Genomic DNA, 20818 nt, shown 5'->3' with positions numbered 1-20818 from the left:
CTTATATCGAATTCAAGGGCAAATATACTCGAAGATTTGAAGAATAGGGACAATAAACAATGGGTGAGCAACCAATTATAGATAAACTACGTGAATACGCAAATTCCTCGCAAGTATTTACGAAGCCAATTCTTTAAATCATTCGATCCACATAACAACAATGTTAGTATTTTATTTTAATAATTTACTAACATGTCATGCACTTTTGACAGCCAATATCTCTTTAACCTCAGATGGTTAGCAATATCTCTTTTTTCCCTTCTAATTTGTTTATAGAACCGTGATATTGTTACAACCAAGATTTATTATTTCAATTTTCTGCATTATTTTTTCTTGCTATTAATTAACCAAATTATCAATATCTATTAGTATTAATAAATATATTAAGGTGAATAAATGATAGGATATCAGCAAGAACAAAGAAGCCTAACGAAAGAACAAAAAGAAGCTGTTGGATTGCTTTCGATAGGAACGTTCTTAGAGTATTTTGACCTGATGTTATATGTTCATATGGCTGTACTGTTAAATGAGTTATTTTTTCCAAAAGCCGATCCTCATCCTCATACTGCAGCAATTTATTCTGCTTTTGCTTTTTGTTCTACTTATTTATTAAGACCATTTGGGGCTTTGCTATTTGGTTGGATAGGAGATAATATTGGACGTAAGGCAACTGTTATTATTACAACTTTTATGATGGCTTTATCCTGTTTTGTGATGGCTACTCTTCCAACTTATGCTGAAGTTGGACTCATTGCTACTATATTAGTTACAATATGTCGAATTCTTCAAGGCTTATCATCTATGGGAGAATTTATAGGTGCACAATTATATTTAACTGAAATAACAAAACCACCTATCCAATACCCAGTAGTAGCATTAACCTCTGTCTTTTCTATATTAGGTGGTACATTTGCATTAGCTATTGCATCTTTTACAACCTTACATAATTTAAATTGGCGTATAGCATTTTGGTTTGGAGCAGGGGTAGCTATAATAGGTGTTATAGCCCGAACAACTTTAAAGGAAACTACTGATTTTGCTGACGCAAAAAGACGGGTAAAAAATATTTTAGGTGACTCAAAAAAAGACTTAAAATCTAATCCTATATGGAAAGGAATTGTAGAAAAAAATAGTGATAGGAAAAACATAATAGCTTTGTTTTTTATGGATTGTGCTTGGCCAGTATGTTTTTACTTTGCTTATGTTTATTGTGGTAATATTCTTAAGCAAGATTTTGGATTCAGCTCAGAACAAATCATTCATCAAAATTTTATTGTTTCAATAATTCAATTAATAGGAATGTTAGTATTGACTTTTTTAAGTTATAAAGTTTATCCACCAAAAATCATCAAAGCTAAACTATGCTTGTTTATAATTGTTATGTTATTTACCCCAATGTTAATAACAAAAACATCTAGTCATTATACTATATTTTTTATTCAATGTTGTATAATGCTATTTGCCTGTGACTATGTGCCAGCAAGACCAATAACATATACGCATATATCAATTTTCCGACGTTTTAACTTATTCATCTTTTTCGTATGCTTTATCACGTGTTATAATGTATATAATAACTTCATTCGGACTGGTGTATTTAGTTGAGTTTTTTGGCTATATAGGATTATTAATTATAATGATACCTGTGGTTATAAGTTATAGTTTTGGTGTAATGCATTTTGGTAGATTAGAGAAAGCGGCTGGTAATTATCTTGATAAGAAAAATTAGTTGCATTTAAATCAATATCTGTCAATACATTAATAGTAGTATATGTGTGTATTAATTTTGATACGCTAGGTAACCCTAAATATTCTGCTAGAACTATGAAATACCGTAAGGTCTCTTCTATAATCTTTTTAGCTTTCTCCGGTGATTTAGCACTAACCGTTCGTATATTATGTAATCTGTCAAATAACTTAACTAAAAGCACATCATGTTTCTTTTCTTTATATAACATTTCGACCATTTCCGCTGAACTAATCTTGCCATGAGGCTTAACCCTAGTCAAGTCTTGCACTTGACTAGCCACTTGACTGCCAAAAATATAGGCAATCATCTTTTCGGTAAGTGTTGTATCTTCAATGGTGTCGTGTAGTAATGCAGTCACAATCATGTCTGTTCTGAAATATTGTGGAAGCTCTAGGGCTGTGTACTGGGCCAAGCATATAAGCCACTTCAATCGGATGCGAGTAATACGGTTCACCGGACTGCCTCATTTGACTGCCATGATATTTTTTAGCATAGTAGATACCTTTTTTGACTTCATACATGTCTATTGGTTGCTTTACTTTTTCATTTAGCACAATTAACTTATTAAGCAACCTCTCAGCATATGCACAATACTGGTATTTTGAATTATCCCAATAGTTAATTTTTTCCATAGAAAACCATAATATTTTAATGGTAAAGTCATTATAAACTAGAATTTCGACTATTTAAAGCATTTAATATTTTTTATTTTTAAAAGATGCGTATTCTTTAATCCTGTTGTATAAATTACATATTTATGAGATAATACAACCAATTCTAGATGAAGATTTATTAGTCTTTCTAGGTACATAGTTCATAGTAGTTGTGGTTGGTTTATTCTGATTTGACAGATTCTTTGTTAATTCTAATGCTTTGGACTTTAAATCTTTTTCTTTAGAAGTAGCTTTAGCACTTTTTTCAATAAAACAACTCTGTATTGGCTTGCCTGATGGTAGTTTGATGGCGTGATTGAATTTAGTTATTTGCTCATTAAATACCTTTAGATCCACTCCCTCAGCAGGAAGTTGAGAATGAGTCTTTTTTACTAATTTTACTAGTGCATCGATTTTAGGTTGCATAGATTTAGCAATTATTGGTTTATTTTCAGGTTTAACCTTATCAGCACAGTCTTGAGGTGTAAGCTGTAGTGCTGCACCATACAATGAGATCTCTCATATAAGGATCTTTCTCTACACCAACACCTTGTCTAAAACACTTAAACAAGGAGAGAGGAGCTTTTTCACTACCTAAAGTTAATGCAAACCAAAATTCCATAGCAGCCATTTTCCAACTTGCATCTATTTTGCTTTGTGGTGCATCCTGATCTTCCATATCAGCAGCTAAGCCATAATAGTACTCTCCCCAACGGTGATGATGTTCAGAGGTAAGTTTATTTTGTGATGTTGATTTTGCCATAATAATACCTATTATTTATCTTTAAATCCTTTAATTCTGCTAATCTCTTCCACCTCTACCTTTGCTAGTATCTTTATCCTTTGGGTTATTAAGATTTATAGAATTCGTTCTTTGTAATTGAGTGTCCTTATTTTCTTTACCACTTAATATTCCCATATGTTTCTCTAACTTATAATCAGAAATTATTTGTTTTGTATCTAACTCTTGTTGCGATATTGGAACGGCTAGGCTTTTTGACGAGAATGCACTTCTAGCTTTCGAAGGTGGCGAAGTAATAAAAGTTTGGGGCTGTTTTTCCATTGGAGTTAACTTTTTAGCCATTTCCTCTGGAGTAACATCGTATATCTTATGAAATACTTCCTCCCAAAATTGTGCCGCATCTTCGTTACATCTATTGTTCTCAGCTAACTCTTTATTAAGACAAATATTGTAAGCATGTTGTTTTATTCCTTGCTTGTATGCTTTGTACTGATCTATTTTCTTATTAACTAAATTACAGTAATCTTCATGATGTTTTTTCTGATTAGCCAACAAGACTCTTTCCGGGTGATTCTCTGATAAATGCTTAACTTGTTCCTCACATTCCTCAATTTTCTTTATTTCATTAGAGTGATGTTCTCGTTCTATTTTAGCTAGCTTTTTAGTTAGCCGCATGTGTTTACACGAGCGTTTTCTTCTTTTATTTGTTCAGGTGTTTTACTAAATTTCTGCTTTTCTTCCTCAGTAAGTTTCCGACCTGCTTTTGTAGCTTCAAAGATTTCGTGTAAACTTTCATTATCTTTCCTTTGTCTATTAAGAGAATCATCATAAAAAGAATCAAAAGCTTTATAAATGCCTTGAACTTTATGCTCTCTATCAATTTTTTCTTGTTCTTTTGCTAATCTTATGCCCTCATTGAAATCCACAACTTGGATTTGCTCAGTTGTTTCATAATCAAGAGTTTTACTTACTGCAGTTGCTATTAATTCTAGTATTCCAATATCTATCCCTAGCTGACTAGCCATTAAAGCTAAACTACCAGCATCAGCTATAATCAAAGCTAATTGCGTCCTTGAAGTAGCATTACGTACCCTCCCCTCAAGTTTTTCATACTCTTTTTTAATGAAATTCCTCTTAGAAGCATCATTATCTAAATCATTGGTCATTTTATATTTCACCATATTAGGGTTTGGTTAACTATTTTATTATTAAAACTAATACTAAATTATTAGTCAAGCATTCTTAAATTGTAACTATTATTAATTTCTAATATTTTTTTATCTATAAAAACAATATCCAATAATTCACTAGCATGGGATATGTGAATGATGGTCAATAACTCTCTGATCTCCGTTGATATTTTAGCAACATCTCCATTATTTATAAGCACTATGAATAGCAGCAACACCTAAAGTAAGATTCTTATAACTAACATCAGTAAAGCCGACATCTTTTAGCATAATTGCAAAACTCTCCTGCTCTGGGAATACATTAATACTTTCCACCAAATATTGATAAGCTGATTCGTTGTTTGCTATAATTTTACCAATCTTAGGAATAATATTAAACGAATAAAACTGGTATAATTGCTTCAGACAATCGTATTCCACTTTAGAAAATTCTAAACATAAAAATTTACCCCCAGGTTTTAGTACTCGATATGCTTCTTTTAGGGCATTGTCAATTTTTGCCACATTCCTAATACCAAATGCTATAGTATAATAATCAAAACTATTATCAGGAAAAGGTAAGCTTTCTGCATCAGCAACGACATACTCTAATCCCTGTAATATATTACTATCAATAGCTTTGTGACGTGCTACCTCCAGCATATCATGATTTATATCACACATTGTCAACTGCACTAATATATTTTTTGCCGATGCTCGCTTTATTATTCTAAAAGCTATGTCACCTGTGCCACTTGCCACATCCAATATATTTGATTTTAAATTGGGAATTTGCCTAACAAATTCATCTTTCCATAAACGATGTACTCCCAAACTCATTAAGTCATTCATTACATCATATTTATTAGCAACACTAGAAAAGATATCTTTAACTAAATCTCTTTTCTGATCAAAGCTCACTTTTGAGAAGCCAAAATTTACTTGCTCAGATTGGTTATCATTATTTTTCATATTACTACTTAGTGCTAAGTTGTTTATATGTTATATTATGATATATAATGAATTATTAATAGTCAAAACTTACGCTATGAGAAAAAAAATGGTACATTATGTTGAGTATAATTTACAAATGCCAAGAGGATAAAATTGCAAGCAATACCAGTTAATAGGACAGATTACTGTCAATTTCTAATAGTGAGTCAAAAGAATTATAGTTTGACCTACTATGCTGAACATGCCAAAAAATGTAGCCATGATGTTATTAATAGATTTTTAAAAAATGAAAAATATACACCTTCTTTGTTATGGGAACATATTAAGGATGATGTTATTTTATCGCCTAACGGATATACAATATTTGATGATACGGTGTTAAATAAAAGAAATACCAAGAAAATAGAAATTGCTAGATCACAGTACAGTGGGGCTACAGGTGGTATTACTACTGGTATAGGAGTAGTAAGTTTGGTATATTATAATCCGGATATTAATAAGTTTTGGGTAATAGATTACCGAATTTTTTCGCCCGAACATGATGGAGCGACAAAAGTAGAACACCTATTAAATATGTTAAATAATGCTGTGTATAGCAAAAAGATTCCTTTTCAAACTGTGCTTTTTGACACATGGTATGCTACGCATAAAATTATGCAACATGTTGATTCCTTGGGTAAATATTATTATGCTCCTATTAAAGCAAATAGAAACGTTACTAAAACTTCCTCTTCTAAGCCTTATAAAGCTGTTAGCAAGTTAACGTTTTCAGATGAGGAAATTAAGAGCGGAGTGGAGATTCATATAAAGGGCTTTGCAAAAGATAAGCATGTTAATTTGTTTAAACTTACTGTTTCTACCAACAGAGTTGATTATATTGTTACCAATAACAAAACTCAAAAATCTTCTAAAGCCGTACAAGATGAGTGTGGCTTTCGTTGGGTAATTGAGAGCATGCATAGAGAAATCAAGCAACTTACCGGTATAGAACGATGCCAATGCAGAAAACAACGCATCCAGCGTAATCACATTAGTTGTGCATTTTTAGTGTGGGCTTTTCTAAAAAGAACTGCACACAAAATAGGTAAGACGGTTTATCAAATAAAGTTAGGGCTTTTAGATCATTATATGCAACAGCAGTTACGTTCACCCTCTTTACGCTATTTAGAACCTTACATAGCGTAAGTTTTGTAGTGTTAAAATGTAAAAATGCCAGAACTTCCTGAGGTTGAAACATTAAAACGTTGTCTAGAACAGCGAATAGTAGGGGCTACCATCAATAAACTCGATAAGAAACGAGATGATATACGCTATAAACTAAGTGATCAGTTAGAGTCAAATGTAGAGTCAGCAAGAATTGTAGCTTTAAGGCGTAGGGCAAAATATTTGCTAATAGATTTGGATAATTATTATTCCATTATTGTACATCTTGGCATGACTGGTAGGCTGACCCTACAACCTAGTGATTATAGGCTACAAAGGCATGATCACGTAGTTATATCTTTGACAACTTGCGAGAAATTAGTTTTTAATGATCCACGACGTTTTGGGATGATTTATAGTATGCTAACAAACCTCGCCCAAGAAAAATTTTTACTAAATTTAGGTGTAGAACCTTTGTCAAATGATATGTCTGATGAGTATCTAAAAACAAAATTATTGAATCGCTCTGTTCCGATAAAAAATTTATTAATGGATCATCGGATTATTGTCGGTGTTGGTAATATATATGCTTCTGAGAGCCTTTTTATTGCTAAAATACACCCAAGCAGACTGGGTAGTAGTTTGTCAAACAAGGAAATAAGTAATTTGATATTAGCCATTAAAAATGTTTTAACAAAGGCAATATCAGCAGGAGGTACTACTCTCAAAGATTTTGTTAGCGGTGATAGTAAACCTGGTTACTTCCAACAAGAATTACAGGTTTATGCACGAGAAAATCAAAAATGTCTAAACTGCGAGGGAATAATAAGGAAAATAAAACAATCCGGCAGAACTAGTTTCTATTGTTCTATTTGCCAAGAATGAGAGGTATAGTCAATTCAGGAGTGGATAGCAGGAACGATGGAACGAAGCCTCTAGATAATAGGCAAGCGATCGAAGACGACGTCACCAAATTCTCATCAATTGACTATAATCTAAAAAATCCTGTTTTATTTGCCCGTGAAATTATATAGAATAAACAATAAACTATGGTGTTTATTACCGTAATTATTGGGGTAATTGGTATGTCAAGATATAATGACACTACTAAGCCAAGGAAGTCTACAATTAAAGCTACGATAACTGAATTGATAATCATTTGTACTGGATTACTAGAAATCATCCTAGCAGTCATGGCTGGAATCAGCAAAATACTAGTAACGAGTAATGCCCCAACAATCTTAATAGTCAAGAATACTGATAAAGATAACAGTAACAAAAATGCCAATTCAATCGTTCTTACTTTCACCCCCTTAATTTGTGCAATATCTCTATTAATGACAATTAGAATAATCTGGCTATAGAAATACCAAACGAAAGAAATAACGAATATAAGTATAATTGATAAGGTTAATATATCATTTAAAGAGGCAGATAAAATATCGCCAAATAATAGGTTAGTGATCTTAATCTGTAGTGGGTACATATAACCTACTACTAAGGCTAAAGATAACATAAAACTTGATATTAACATTACCACGCTACTACCACCTGACCTATGTTTTAACGTAAACACCAAGATAGCAAATATAACGGCAACAACTAGTCCTGAATAAACAACAGGCAAATGGACAAGGATACTAATACTTCCAGCAAGTAAACTTGCGTGCGAAAGACCATCACCAAAATAAATATATTTTTTCCATAAGCTTATACAACCAAGAGGAGCAAAAATTAGACTGATTAGAATTATAGTCAATATTATTATAGTCATTTTATACGATTTTTGGTAGATCATTTGAGAATAGCATTTAGTGCTTCATGATTTTTGTGGTATATTAGAAATGGATTCTATAACCAGTAAAGAAATATGTCTACAAAATCTTCTATTAATCAAATAGAACTAGAAAAGTTTAGTAAAATTTCTAGCGGGTGGTGGCAGGAAGATGGAGAGTTTAAAATTCTTCATCAAATAAATCCTATTCGTCTTGGTTACATAATAGATAAGATAAAAGATCATTTTAATATAGATGATGATGTAGTACTACCTTCAAAATTAGATATTTTAGACGTAGGATGTGGCGGGGGATTAATTACCTCTGCTCTCTGTAAACTAAATGGCACAATTACTGGCATAGATGCACTACAAAGTAATATAGATATTGCGATGAAGCATGCTGAAGAAGAAAATTTGAATATACAATATCTTAAATCGACTGCTGAGGAATTAGTATACTCAAATAGCAAACAGTATGATGTGGTACTATGTTTAGAAGTTATGGAACACATAGACAATCCTAGTGATTTTGTAAAAAACCTTGCCAATCTAGTAAAACCAAATGGCATGATTATAATTTCAACAATTAACCGTACTGTAAAAGCTTATATGTTAGCTATTTTGATGGCAGAATACCTGCTTAATTGGATACCAAAAAAAACCCATGACCATAGTAAATTTCTTAAACCATCTGAAATTTATTCTATGTTTAGTAAAAATAACATAGAGCTTAAAGAGCTTAAGGGCTTAACTTATAATATTGTCAATAGAAGTTGGCAGTTGAGTGATGATATAGAGGTAAATTATTTTGCTTATTTAACTAGACCTCTTGCAGAACTCCCTCTAGATTAACTTTAAAGAAAATACTATGACTATAATTACTAGATTCGCCCCCTCCCCTACTGGCTTCTTGCATATTGGTGGGGCAAGGACAGCATTGTTTAATTATTTATTTGCCAAACACCATAATGGCAAATTTTTACTTCGAATTGAGGATACTGATAAAACAAGATCAACCGAAGATGCAGTAAATGCTATATTTTCTGGTTTGAAATGGCTTGGTTTAGACTGGGACGGTGAAGTGATTTTTCAGTCTAAAAGAAATGATTTATACAAAAAAGCAGCTCTGAAATTACTAGATGAAGGAAAAGCTTATTATTGTTTTACACCTCAAGAAGAAATAGATCGGCAGCGAGATAATGCTATAGCTAATAAACAACATTTTTTATTTCAAAGTCCTTGGCGAGATGCTGACCCTTCTAAATTTCCGAAAGGTTACCAATCCACAGAAGCAGTGATTAGGCTGAAAGCTCCAAGAACTGGCTATACAACTATCCATGATGCTTTACAAGGGGATGTTACCATTGAAAACTCCCACCTAGATGATATGGTGCTGTTACGTAGCGATGGAAGTAGCACCTATATGTTGGCAGTAGTAGTGGACGATCACGATATGCAGATTACCCATATTATCAGGGGGGGTGACCATTTAACTAACGCTGCTCGTCAAATCCTACTTTATCAAGCCTTTGGTTGGGATGTGCCACATATGATACATATACCATTAATACATGGTGATGACGGGGCAAAATTATCTAAAAGACATGGAGCTCTTGGAATAAAAGCATACCAAGATATGGGATATTTACCCGAGAGCTTGTGTAATTATTTACTAAGGTTAGGATGGAGTCACAAAGATAATGAGATTATTTCAAGACAACAAGCTATAGAATGGTTTAACATTGAAGGTCTTGGCAAATCACCTTCCCGTCTTGATTTTGCCAAAATGGATAATTTAAATGCTCATTATCTACGTCAGCTTGATGCTAAGCTATTAACAAAAATGATTTGTGAGAATTTGCAAAAAACTTATAAAATCACCACGGAAGAAACGGAATATATTAAGCAAGCAATGCCAAACTTGAAAATAAGAAGCACAAATTTAGTCGAATTAGCTGAACTAGCCAAGATTTACTTGATTAACGTTCCTATTATCTACTCTGAGGAAGCCAAAGAGATAATCAAGAATTGTAATAAAAATTTGCTAGAGCAAGTTATTGAGGAATTAAAGAATTTACAAAATTTTGATAAAGACTCAATTCAAATAAAATTTAAAGAAATAGCCAAGAATAATAATATTAAACTTGCAGATCTCATGCAATCCATTAGATCTCTAATAACAGGCATGACTGCTTCCCCAAGTATTTTTGAAATTATCGCCATAATTGGTAAAGAAAATGCTATTGCTAGGTTGAAATGTACTCAAATGATTTAATAGATTTAAATGATCCTATGAATGGGGACAATAAACAAGGGGTGAGCGGACTAGGTATACATGAAGTACGTGAGTACGCGAAATCTCCGCAAGTATTTACAAAGAAACAATTCTTCAAAGTAGAAGAGTATATATTTCACAACCTAGTTGGAACATATGCTATTACGAGAATTTTAGGCAATTATGGTACAGCTAAAGGAATCGCTTACTTTATAGAAGATAAAGGACATAGCTCACCTCATTCACGTATATTATACAGAGAGGATCTTGATGTTGAATATTATAGTAATACCAATAGGGTAAAAGCTTTTAAGGAGTATCTATACTCTCTAGAGCAAAACAGAATTGTTAAATATTTTGTTAATGAAAATAACAATGGTTTATTTTACCAATTACATTTTATCTCTAATATTCCTTTTCAGGATAAAGTTCAGGCTAAAGGTACACATCAATGCAACTTGGATATTTATCAAGCTAATTACACATTTTTAAATAAGAATTCTTTTGAACTGAGTTATAAAGTTTTAGGTCCTAACAAAAATTATACGATAAAAACTAGTTTTACTAGAATATCCTGAACTCAATATAATGTAACATTACCGTACCTTCAATGTCACCCTAGGGCAGTTTAAAGGTCTCAACTAATGACAGAAAATACTAAATGAGACCTCTTTCGGCTGGTGATTTGCACGTCGATGCGGCACTCGAATCCGTAACGGAATTAGAGTACGCTGTGGTTCGAGGTGAAGCGCCTCCTTCAAATCCCTCAGTATAAGCGAGTTTCGAAAGAGGTCTATTATAGAAACAAATAATTGTCATCGCGAGCCACAAAGTGGCGTGGCGATCCAAATAAACAGCTTGCTGTTTTATTTTTTGCCACTGCAACTTTTGGATTGCCACGTTGCCGCTTGCAGCGACTCCTCGCAATGACGGTTTAACAACAGCACTTCGCTAATAGACGATTTTTTATAACTCACAACTGTTGTGCCTTCACGGGAATGGCAGTTCGTAACTACAACTGTAATACTAGTTTCTTCTATTACCAAAGAATCTTAGAAGATGTAAGAACAAATTAATAAAGTCTAAATACAAATTAAAAGCGGCCATTATGGACATTTTTTGTCCTAACTCTCCACCTCCAGACATAAAATACATAGACTTAATTTTTTGAGTATCCCATGCAATAATACCCATAAATATACCAACCCCAATGAGAGACGTTGCAAAATATATAGCTGAGCTTTGTAAAAATATGTTGACTAGTGACACAATGATAAGACCAAATAACCCCATGATAAGAAATGACCCCATTGATGTCAAATCCCTATTGGTACTATACCCATAAAGGCTCATTGCACCAAAAACAGATGCACAAATAAAGAAAGTTCGAGCAATTGACTCTCCTGTATAGATAAATCCGAGGGATGCCAAAGACATACCAGTTAAAGCAGCATAAACCCAAAACAATACTTTAGTAGTATCTAAACTCATCTTGCCAAATCCCATAAAGAAGTACAAAGCAATTCCCACAGGAGAAATCATTACCAATGTCCCCAAACCGGTATAGCCCATGAACTGTCCATTTGCTTCAACTTGAAATAAAAGCCTAGTTAATGGCTCAAATGATATAGTAGCAAAAGCCATTACTCCAGTTAGCACAAGAGCTAAAGCCATATAATTATAGACTTTCAGCATGTATTCTCTCAGTCCGACATCATATGTTTTCTGAGTAGCAGTAAAAGTCTTTGTGTAATCAATCATAAGAAACCCCATGAATCATGTTATTATTTATACTATAATAGTATAAGCTTCATACCTTTTCTTTTCAAGAAGAAAATTGTGAAATATTCATTTAAGTTATCATGAAACGTTTATAAAAGCAAAGAAAAGATTAGAGAGGAAATTTTATAATTTAGTTTCCTAGATTAATATTTATTATTCACTAACACTATCAGAATTATCATCATTACCAGCAAGTTTCAACTCATGTATCTTGCCATCCGCCGCATTCATTTCGTCCCAAATAGAAATATTATAAATTTTAGTACTTTCAGCATTATTATTAGTACTTCTATTTTTAGGTAATTTATCTTCATTATCTTCCAAGTCAGCTAGATAACCCTTGTCTATATCATCTTTTATGTTTTTAGTTTTTTTGGGCATACAATAATTTATGTCAAATGTAAGATTTATAAAATTAAAAGTAGATATCGATCCTATGAGTTTTTATTAAGTTATCTTTTAAAACCACTAGATTGCCCATGTTTTTTGCCTGTATTGGGTGTATTGGGTGCAGCATTACTTTGAGATGTGGAAGCCATATATGGAGACATAGTTTTTCCCAGCTTTTGTACCTCTGCTTGCATTTTTGGGTTATCTTTATATTCTAGTGTAGCTTTTTTAGGAGCAACGGACAGATAATCTATCTGTTGTTGATACATCTTGACCATGAAGAATTGTCATCATTAGTGGGTCAAGATGTGGGTTATTATCACCTAAAACTGTCATCGTTAGTGGGTCAAAATGATCTCCAGTTATTGTACGCATTTCTGCCCCTTCTTCTAAACTAGGAGTAAGTGTGTCTACGAGATTATAATCTCGTAGATTTCTTGCCTGCATTCTCTGCTCTAGACTAGGCGAATCTGGAATATCATTAAGCCGTGCATACGCTCCTTTCACGCCTTCATTACCTGCTACTGATGTCAAAAGTGATTCTGTTACATTCTGAGCAGCAGCATTCTCTAATGGCAGAGCGTCGTCTACTCTTACTGTTGTGTCGAACCATTTCTCATCTAGTGGAGGTAGCTCGCCTTGTTGCACTACTTTTGATTTATTTGCTGATTCATGCTTGACAACAAAGCTGAATATATCAACACATTACTAACTTTGGATAGCATTGGCTTTCCGTCTGTATCAAGAGTACTCGGGTCAAATAAGTAAGGTTTCTTAGAGTCTGTCACTAAGTTCTTAAAAAGATCTTTCCACTTGGGATGTGGGAGACAATACATTCCCAAACTAGTTTATTAAATTCTTTCTGACTTTCTTTATCAAGACCATTGGAATCTCTAATTTTAATTATAGTATCAAATAATTTTTGAGCATGCACTGCTTTCTCATCATTTTGCTCTTTATCCACGAAGTTAATTGAGTGTACGTTTCCGTTCTGTTGTAACACTTTTGCAAAACGTGCAACAGCTTCTTCTGGAATATAATCAGCAGCAGCTAAAGAAATATTAGTAGTGTTATTTCGATTAAGAAGAGAGAATGGTAAATATAGCAGACCGTCTGTTCCAAATTCGTTACTATCTAAATTTATATCAATAATAGTAGAATTATTAGCAAGAAGTGTTGCAACTTTTTCAGCTCCTTTATCTCCTAGATTATTATTCGATAGATCAAGATCAGTAACAGTTTCATTATGATCAAAAGCGGATGACAAAGCTCCCATGCCCTCACTTCCAATTTGGTTATTACTTAACTTTAGAATCTTAAGCTTAGTACTATTCTGAATAATGCCTGCAACTTCCTTAGCTCCGTTATCTCCCAAATTGTTACTAGATAAATCAAGCTCGGAAATTGGATTTTCTATAATAGCCTCTAATATCTCTTTGTCCAATTGAACCTTACTATTAGATAAATCAAGAGCATCGACATTCTTTTTTCTTAGCTGTGTCATTAATTTTGCTTTTTCTTTAGGATTTGTAAGGTCTATGTTCTTGTAATTAACAGAAACTGATTTTGGTTTGAATATATTTTTCATAAGGAACCTTAATTAATTAAAACTAACTATAATTAACTATGCTTCTTATCACTTTGTCAAGATAAGATAACAAATACGACAAGGATAATTTAGGTTGTGTGAACATTTCTATCTAATGGTCTTATAGATCGTTATTTCCGTTCTCGAATTCGTAACGGAATTTAGTCCAAGGCAATTTAGTTATTTACATGATACAAAGATATTGCTATTTTGTCTACAAAAGTTAAAAAAATATGAACTAATTTTTAGGGATTTAATGCCTCTGTGGTGGAATGGTAGACACGGTAGACTCAAAATCTACAGCTCAAAAGGCGTGCTGGTTCAAAAGTCCGACCAGAGGTACCATCTATAATACCATTTCCCAAAACTAAATTAGCACTAGGAGTACGAGTGTCGAGCACCGGAGCGTACATACTAGTACGTGAGGAGCGGAGATCATGAAGTACGACGACGTGATGATTAGTTTTCGGAAATCGTATAACTTCAAGAAGAGCTAGCTGTGCGTACATGAGTAACGGAGCAACTTCGATCTTTAGGTCGCGGAAACCTTAATTCTTGAAGGTCTAGCTGAGTATATATACAGAAACAATATTTAGGCAATGAAGGTTAGTTACATCAAATGAGTACACATAACAATATTAATGATGTTGTAGAAATTACAGCACAAAGTGGTTCATCAATTTTCTCTATGATATCATCCACTGATATTATAGGAAAATCTGTTATGATAATTTTGGTAATTGCTTCAATTTGGGCATGGACAATAATTATAGATAAGATAGTTCATTTAGTTCAAATAAGAAAGAAAATTACAACTTTTGAAACTACTTTTTGGTCTGGAGCAGTTTTAGATCAGTTATATGAAACTATTAAAAGAACAATGAATAATCCTCTTGCCGCAGTTTTTGTAGCAGCTATGAACGAATGTAAACGCCAAAATCCTAACAACCTCACTGATGCACTTAAAATTAGCCATAAAGAGCGAATAATACAATCTATGTACTTGATAAGGAATCGTGAACTTGAAAGATTAGAGCAAAATTTAGGTTTTTTGGCAACTGTTGCTTCTAGTACACCATTTATAGGGTTATTTGGTACTGTTTGGGGGATTATGCATAGTTTTCAATCTATTGCAGCATCAAAAAATACCTCACTTGCTATCGTAGCTCCTGGCATTGCAGAAGCTCTACTTGCAACAGCAATAGGTCTATTTGCAGCAATTCCGGCAGTGATTTTTTATAACTACCTTTCTTCACAAATAATTAAGATTAATAACAAAATTGATGATTTCATTAATGAGATTAGTTCTATACTATCAAGAGCCATAGATGAAGGGAAAATGTAATGGCTATACAATTACCAAATTCAAATAACCAAAGATATAGACGTAATTTAGTCAGCGAGATCAACGTTACACCACTAGTTGATGTCATGTTAGTGCTATTGATCATCTTTATGATAACCTCTCCAATGCTAGTGTCCGGTATTAATGTTGATTTACCAGAAACAACTTCTAGCCCACTGTCAGGACAAGATGAACCGTTAGTGATTAGTATTAACAATAAAGGAGAATTATATTTATTGGAATCTAAAATAGAGAGACAAAATTTAGCTACTAAGCTAACTAATATTACAAAAGAAAAGAAAGATATTAGAATTTTTGTAAGAGGCGACAAAAATGTGCCATATGGCGAGGTAGTTAGCGTTGTATCTGAAATCCATGCAGCAGGCTTTTCTAAGGTAGCACTAGTTTCAAATATTAAATATAATGAAAAATAATAATATAAATAATAATATTTTTTCTATTTCTTTTATTTGCTCCGTAGTACTTCATTTACTAATAATATATTTCTTCTTATTTGGTCTTCCATCATTGTTTAAAAAATCTCCTGAAGAACAAGTAATAGTTTTTGAAATGTTACCAATTAATACTAAATCTAATATACCCAATAAAATAAAACAATCTGAAAAAGCTATAGAAAATCAAGATACAAAAAAAGTAGAACAAAGTAAACCTGATGATACAGAAGAGAAGAGACCCTTAGAGAAGCCTCTAGAGAAACTTCTAGAAGAAAAGAAACCTGTAGATACAAAGCCTATAGAAGAAAAGAAACCTATTGAAGACAAGCTTCCTATCGAGGAAAAGAAGGTTATAGATAAAAAACCTATAGAAGAGAAGAAACCTATAGAAGAAAAAAAGCCTGTAGAAACAAAGCCTATAGAAAAGAAGAAGCCTGCAGAAGAAAAAAAACCTGTAGAAACAAAGAAGCCACTCGAGAAAAAAAAGAAAATTCCTAATAAAAGTTACTTAGATTCTTTGCTTAAAAATTTAGAACAATCATCTGAAGGGTCGAGTGCAAAATCAAATAAACAAGCTAGGTCCAAAGAAAATAAAGAAACCCAAGAATCAAAAGGTCCTTACGATGACACATTGCCTCTTTCCATCAGTGAAATATCTCTAATTAAACAACAAATAGAGAGAGTATGGAGCAAACCTATTGGGATACAAAACCTTGAGCAGCTACGGGTAACTTTGTATATAGCTTTAAATCAAGATGGCAGTGTCAAAGAAGTAAAAGTCAAAGAAACAATATGCCCAAATATAACAAAAATAGCTTGTGACGCTCTATCTGACAGTGCAATGAGAGCAGTATGGCAAGCAAGTCCTATTAATAATCTAGACCCTCAGCGTTACAATAGCTGGAAAGAATTTAAATTTCTTTTTGATCCAAGTATGTAAAATATTTGCATAATTATTATATTTTTCAAGATTTATACTTAGTGCTAGTCAAATTTCCTTTATATTAGTATTAATTTTCGGATTTGGGATTAGGATAAAACCAAATAAAGAGTACGGCAAATAATAAAGATAGGTTTAGTAGTAAATTCCATTCTGTCATAGATATATCAAATAATTTAACTGCCGGTTTTGTGCAAGTCGCAATAGGTTGGCTATAAAATATTTCTTTAATATCTTGAATGGATAAGTGCTTTGGAATATGGATTAAAGTTGAACAAAGACTACTTGGTTCAAATATCCCTCTTTCCACTCCACTATGATAGCCTGCTAATATGCAAGCACCTAATAAATTTAGAACGATAAAAAATAAAGTATATTTGCTGATTTTCTTAATAAGAATCGCTACAACTGAAATCTTGATTATAAATAAATATGGGAATCTTTGATAAATACACAAAGGGCAAGGTGAAAAATGTAATATATATTCGACAAAATAAGCCAAAGATAAGGCAAAGATGCATGTACAAATTAGGGCTATATGTAAAACTCTAAAACTATCTTTGCGAATAAAATGGATAATAGAAGGGATGGTCATAGGTAAATACTAATTTCTAATCCTCTATTGTCTAAGAATATTATAAAAAACTCAAGAGATAAATTTATAAATTTAGAGAAAACCACGTATATTATACTCAATATGCGAAATCAAACTATATAGAAATGGATATTATAGATGTCAGAATTAGAAATTTTAGAAGATGCTGTTAAGTCAAATGCTTGGCCTTTTTTAGAAGCAAAAAAAATATTAGATCAACTGGGTGGAAAAACTCCAGCTAAAGGTTATGTATTATTTGAAACTGGTTATGGACCGTCAGGAATACCACATATAGGTACATTTGCAGAAGTTGCTAGATCTATAATGGTGCAAGAAGCATTTAAACAACTATCAAATATCCCAACTAAGATTATCTGTTTTTCTGATGACATGGATGGTTTGCGTAAAGTCCCAAATAATATCCCAAATCCTGATATGGTGGCATCACATATTGGCAAACCTTTAACATCTATTCCCGATCCTTTTGGCGAATGTGAAAGTTATGGACATTATATGAATGCTAAGCTTCGCTCATTTTTAGATAGATTTGGCTTCAAATATGAATTTTTTAGTAGTACAGAATGTTATAAATCCGGTTTATTTGATCAGATGATGCTTAAAGTCATAGACAAATATGATGAAATAATGGCTCTAATGTTACCAACTTTTCGAGAAGAACGACAGGCAACTTATTCACCTTTTATGCCAATTTGTCCAAAAACCGGTATTGTACTACAAGTACCTATTGCAAAGATCGATCGCTTAGCCGCTACTATTACCTATAAAGACGATGAAGGGAAGTTTGTGGAAGTTCCTGTGACAAAGGGACATTGTAAGCTGCAATGGAAACCTGATTTGGGTATGCGGTGGGCTGCCCTGCAAGTGGATTATGAAATGTATGGTAAGGAGCATATGCCTAATGCTAGGTTATATTCTGAGATTTGTCGAATTTTAGAGGGAATTCCACCAGTACAATTTTTTTATGAATTATTTCTTAATGAAAGCGGAGAGAAAATCTCTAAATCTACAGGCAATGGCATTACTGTTGATCAATGGCTGCAATATGCACCGGTGGAAAGTATGTCGTTATTTATGTACCAAAATCCAACAAGAGCCAAACGTTTACATTTTGATGTGATACCTAAAAATGTTGATGAATATATTACCTTCAATAAAAAATATCATTTAGAACTAGATCAAGTAAAGCGTTTTGCGAATCCAGTACATCATATTCATCACGGGAATGTGCCTAATATCGAAACTTTTGGCATTAGTTTTAGCTTATTGCTAAACCTTGCATCGGTTTGCAATCCTGAAGATAAATCGGTACTTTGGGGATTTATCAGTAAGTACGCCCCGAGTGCAACGAAACAAAATGCCCCGTACCTTGATCATTTGACAGATTTTGCCACTCGTTATTATAATGACTTTATTAAAACTAATAAGTGCTATTTAGTTCCTAATGATCAGCAAAAAATTATCTTACAAGAAATTATCGCTATGTTAAATGTTTTGCCGGGAGATATTACTTCCGAGCAAATCCAAGAAAAAATTTATGATATTGGTAATAAGCATGGTTATAATAATTTAAGAGATTATTTTAAAGAATTATATCAAATATTACTTGGGCAAACTGAAGGACCAAGGCTTGGGTCTTTTATTAAGCTTTTTGGTATTAAGGACTCTATAAATTTGATTCAACAGAAACTAGTTTAATCTTAAGTGTCGATGTAAGACTCGATAATCAAGTTTTTTAGAATTATTAAAAGATACGTCTATTAGCGAGGAGTCGCGAAAAGCGGCGTCGTAGCAATCTTTTGAAGTAATACTTGTCCCTACTTCACAACAAAATTGCCGCGTTGGCGATTCCATCGCTTCCTCGCTAATAGACGTATAAAGAAGCTGTATTTACTAACTTTCAACAGTTGTGGGATGATATTGTTTTGACGCTAGTACTACAACTGTAGTAGTATAAAAGATAAATTTTATAAATTGATATCAATTTGCAACTTAATTTTGTTTTTATAATCTTTCTCAAAACATTTTGCCATAAAATATGCTAATATTGCAAAGAACATAAGATATATGATTGGCAATAATTGAAAATTTAGGTATCTCATTAATATTAAACAAACAGAATTAGCACTGCCAGACATCAACATTGACCCAATATTATGACCAAGACTTACTGCACGATAACGATCATTGACAGCAAAAGCTTTTGTCATTATACCATGCGAAAGAGCATTGAAAGGAGCAACAAAACATGCTAGCATTAAACAAGAACCCAAAGCTAAATTAACCATCTGATAGTTAACGGATATAATAAATAATAGACTAGATACAATAGTACCAAATAAGCTAAACTTAAATACTAACATTTGACTAAGCCGATCTGCTAACAAGCCAGCAATAGGCATAGGAATGGCAAAACATATGGTTATTAAAACTGAAAATGTACTAATAATGAAACTAGTTTGCGGTAGGATCATAGGCAAATATTGTTTCATAAACATAACGGATATTTGATAAGTCGCACCAAATCCACCAGCAAGAAACACTGCCATCAAAATAACTCGCCACTGCTTCTTAATTAAAATAGCTAAGCTTTGCGTCTTCGTTTTACTGTCTTGATTCTTTTTAAATTCCGGTGTTTCATCAAATGTTCGGCGAAAATATAAAACGATTAAAGCTAAAGGTAAACTAAAGAAAAAAGGAATACGCCAACTCCAATCTGGAAAAATATGGGCATTAAAAAAATTGGTTGCCCCATTCCCTAGTAATAAACCTACAACCCCAGTACAACGAGTTATTGCTGAAGCTGTATATCGGTATTTCTCCCCTAAATGTTCGATAACATAAATAGCGGCTCCATCATATTCTCCACCTATAAAAAAACCTTGCATAAAGCGACACAAAGTCAAAATTATTGCACCCCACACACCAATAGATGAGTATTCTGGCAGGAAGCCTATAACCATCGTAGGTATTCCAATACCTATGATGGTTATACTTAATGCAGCTTTACGCCCATACAAGTCTCCGATACGCCCAAAAATCAGTGATCCCATAGGTTTTGATAAATATGCTATCGCATAAATAGCAAAAACATTTATTAGATTAGTTAGATAATCAGTATTTGGAAAGAATTTTGCTGCCATAATACCAGCAGAGAAACCATACAAACCATAATCATAATATTCAACTATTGTACCTAGAAATGCTCCGATAATTTTATTTCTTGTTTTTTTTTTCACTAT

At 32.9% G+C, this 20818-nt stretch carries 22 protein-coding genes, 1 tRNA gene and 1 pseudogene; 11 read left to right on the top strand and 13 right to left on the bottom strand.

Translation table 11 applies throughout. The features are described 5' to 3' along the window. The first annotated feature begins 396 nt into the window (after positions 1 to 396). A complete protein-coding gene (locus tag AAGD19_RS05690) occupies positions 397 to 1605 on the top strand; it encodes an MFS transporter (RefSeq protein ID WP_341747504.1) in 1209 nt (402 codons plus the stop codon). 44 nt (positions 1606 to 1649) lie between these two features. Here AAGD19_RS05690 and AAGD19_RS07540 read toward each other — a convergent pair. The 6 genes and pseudogenes from AAGD19_RS07540 to ubiE form a co-directional block, all read right to left on the bottom strand. Continuing rightward, positions 1650 to 2382 (bottom strand): annotated as a pseudogene (locus AAGD19_RS07540) (HD domain-containing protein). A gap of 123 nt (positions 2383 to 2505) precedes the next feature. Continuing rightward, complete coding sequence (locus tag AAGD19_RS05680) at positions 2506 to 2913, bottom strand: hypothetical protein (protein WP_341747503.1); 408 nt, start codon at positions 2911 to 2913, stop codon at positions 2506 to 2508. Beyond that, positions 2870 to 3166: a hypothetical protein gene (locus AAGD19_RS05675; RefSeq protein WP_341747502.1), complete on the bottom strand. Its 297-nt coding sequence runs from the start codon at positions 3164 to 3166 to the stop codon at positions 2870 to 2872. Before AAGD19_RS05675 ends, AAGD19_RS05680 begins: the two co-directional genes overlap by 44 nt. Positions 3167 to 3205: 39 nt before the next feature. Then, the gene (locus AAGD19_RS05670) at positions 3206 to 3820 is read right to left on the bottom strand and encodes a hypothetical protein (protein WP_341747501.1); all 615 of its coding nucleotides are present in this window, start codon (positions 3818 to 3820) and stop codon (positions 3206 to 3208) included. Further along, entirely contained in the window at positions 3811 to 4311 is a 501-nt protein-coding gene (locus tag AAGD19_RS05665; RefSeq protein WP_341747500.1) for a hypothetical protein, read from the bottom strand. Before AAGD19_RS05665 ends, AAGD19_RS05670 begins: the two co-directional genes overlap by 10 nt. A 210-nt stretch (positions 4312 to 4521) precedes the next feature. Next, complete coding sequence (ubiE, locus tag AAGD19_RS05660) at positions 4522 to 5286, bottom strand: bifunctional demethylmenaquinone methyltransferase/2-methoxy-6-polyprenyl-1,4-benzoquinol methylase UbiE (protein ID WP_341747499.1); 765 nt, start codon at positions 5284 to 5286, stop codon at positions 4522 to 4524. 183 nt (positions 5287 to 5469) lie between these two features. Here ubiE and AAGD19_RS05655 point away from each other — a divergent pair, with 183 nt between their 5' ends. Both AAGD19_RS05655 and mutM read left to right on the top strand, forming a co-directional pair. Continuing rightward, the gene (locus AAGD19_RS05655) at positions 5470 to 6453 is read left to right on the top strand and encodes a transposase (RefSeq protein WP_341747233.1); all 984 of its coding nucleotides are present in this window, start codon (positions 5470 to 5472) and stop codon (positions 6451 to 6453) included. Positions 6454 to 6477: 24 nt separating this feature from the next. Then, positions 6478 to 7296: a bifunctional DNA-formamidopyrimidine glycosylase/DNA-(apurinic or apyrimidinic site) lyase gene (mutM, locus tag AAGD19_RS05650; RefSeq protein ID WP_341747498.1), complete on the top strand. Its 819-nt coding sequence runs from the start codon at positions 6478 to 6480 to the stop codon at positions 7294 to 7296. Positions 7297 to 7399: 103 nt separating this feature from the next. Here the strand turns inward: mutM and AAGD19_RS05645 are convergent, their stop codons facing one another. Next, entirely contained in the window at positions 7400 to 8185 is a 786-nt protein-coding gene (locus AAGD19_RS05645; RefSeq protein ID WP_341747497.1) for a metal ABC transporter permease, read from the bottom strand. 96 nt (positions 8186 to 8281) lie between these two features. Here AAGD19_RS05645 and ubiG point away from each other — a divergent pair, with 96 nt between their 5' ends. From ubiG to AAGD19_RS05630, 3 genes are read left to right on the top strand one after another with little or no spacing between them, the layout of a single operon-like run. Continuing rightward, complete coding sequence (gene ubiG, locus AAGD19_RS05640; RefSeq protein WP_341747496.1) at positions 8282 to 9040, top strand: bifunctional 2-polyprenyl-6-hydroxyphenol methylase/3-demethylubiquinol 3-O-methyltransferase UbiG; 759 nt, start codon at positions 8282 to 8284, stop codon at positions 9038 to 9040. Between the two features lie 16 nt (positions 9041 to 9056). After that, positions 9057 to 10463, top strand: a complete 1407-nt coding sequence (gene gltX / locus AAGD19_RS05635; protein ID WP_341747495.1) for a glutamate--tRNA ligase — start codon at positions 9057 to 9059, stop codon at positions 10461 to 10463. Then, complete coding sequence (locus AAGD19_RS05630) at positions 10445 to 11041, top strand: DUF6314 family protein (protein ID WP_341747494.1); 597 nt, start codon at positions 10445 to 10447, stop codon at positions 11039 to 11041. The genes gltX and AAGD19_RS05630 overlap by 19 nt, the downstream gene beginning before the upstream one ends. A gap of 448 nt (positions 11042 to 11489) precedes the next feature. On the opposite strand, the gene AAGD19_RS05620 is transcribed toward AAGD19_RS05630, so the two are convergent. From AAGD19_RS05620 to AAGD19_RS05605, 4 genes are all read right to left on the bottom strand, one after another. Then, positions 11490 to 12224, bottom strand: a complete 735-nt coding sequence (locus tag AAGD19_RS05620) for a Bax inhibitor-1/YccA family protein (protein ID WP_341747493.1) — start codon at positions 12222 to 12224, stop codon at positions 11490 to 11492. A 174-nt stretch (positions 12225 to 12398) separates the two neighbouring features. Next, positions 12399 to 12626, bottom strand: a complete 228-nt coding sequence (locus AAGD19_RS05615; protein ID WP_341747492.1) for a hypothetical protein — start codon at positions 12624 to 12626, stop codon at positions 12399 to 12401. Between the two features lie 237 nt (positions 12627 to 12863). After that, positions 12864 to 13283 (bottom strand): hypothetical protein, encoded by a 420-nt coding sequence (locus AAGD19_RS05610; RefSeq protein WP_341747491.1) that lies wholly within the window; start codon positions 13281 to 13283, stop codon positions 12864 to 12866. A gap of 139 nt (positions 13284 to 13422) precedes the next feature. Further along, positions 13423 to 14223, bottom strand: coding sequence for a hypothetical protein (locus AAGD19_RS05605; RefSeq protein WP_341747490.1), 801 nt, complete (start codon positions 14221 to 14223; stop codon positions 13423 to 13425). Between the two features lie 258 nt (positions 14224 to 14481). Between AAGD19_RS05605 and AAGD19_RS05600 the strand changes: the two genes are divergently transcribed. The 4 genes from AAGD19_RS05600 to AAGD19_RS05585 all read left to right on the top strand — a co-directional run bounded on the left by AAGD19_RS05600 (position 14482) and on the right by AAGD19_RS05585 (position 16963). Beyond that, positions 14482 to 14568, top strand: a tRNA-Leu gene (locus AAGD19_RS05600). 274 nt (positions 14569 to 14842) lie between these two features. Further along, the gene (gene tolQ / locus AAGD19_RS05595; RefSeq protein ID WP_341747489.1) at positions 14843 to 15568 is read left to right on the top strand and encodes a protein TolQ; all 726 of its coding nucleotides are present in this window, start codon (positions 14843 to 14845) and stop codon (positions 15566 to 15568) included. After that, positions 15568 to 16002, top strand: coding sequence for a protein TolR (tolR, locus tag AAGD19_RS05590; RefSeq protein WP_341747488.1), 435 nt, complete (start codon positions 15568 to 15570; stop codon positions 16000 to 16002). The genes tolQ and tolR overlap by 1 nt, the downstream gene beginning before the upstream one ends. Beyond that, positions 15992 to 16963 (top strand): cell envelope integrity protein TolA, encoded by a 972-nt coding sequence (locus AAGD19_RS05585; protein WP_341747487.1) that lies wholly within the window; start codon positions 15992 to 15994, stop codon positions 16961 to 16963. The genes tolR and AAGD19_RS05585 overlap by 11 nt, the downstream gene beginning before the upstream one ends. A gap of 70 nt (positions 16964 to 17033) precedes the next feature. On the opposite strand, the gene AAGD19_RS05580 is transcribed toward AAGD19_RS05585, so the two are convergent. Next, positions 17034 to 17558: a disulfide bond formation protein B gene (locus AAGD19_RS05580; protein WP_341747486.1), complete on the bottom strand. Its 525-nt coding sequence runs from the start codon at positions 17556 to 17558 to the stop codon at positions 17034 to 17036. Between the two features lie 138 nt (positions 17559 to 17696). On the opposite strand from AAGD19_RS05580, the gene AAGD19_RS05575 reads away from it, so the two are divergent. Beyond that, positions 17697 to 19274 carry a lysine--tRNA ligase gene (locus tag AAGD19_RS05575; RefSeq protein ID WP_341747485.1) on the top strand — a complete coding sequence of 526 codons (1578 nt, stop codon included), beginning with the start codon at positions 17697 to 17699 and terminating at the stop codon, positions 19272 to 19274. A 269-nt stretch (positions 19275 to 19543) separates the two neighbouring features. Here AAGD19_RS05575 and AAGD19_RS05570 read toward each other — a convergent pair whose 3' ends face one another. Next, positions 19544 to 20818, bottom strand: coding sequence for an MFS transporter (locus AAGD19_RS05570; protein WP_341748477.1), 1275 nt, complete (start codon positions 20816 to 20818; stop codon positions 19544 to 19546).

Source organism: Candidatus Tisiphia endosymbiont of Dascillus cervinus (genome assembly GCF_964026405.1).
In the GTDB taxonomy this organism is placed as follows: Bacteria; Pseudomonadota; Alphaproteobacteria; order Rickettsiales; family Rickettsiaceae; genus Tisiphia.
This window is presented reverse-complemented; position numbering and strand designations above follow the sequence as displayed.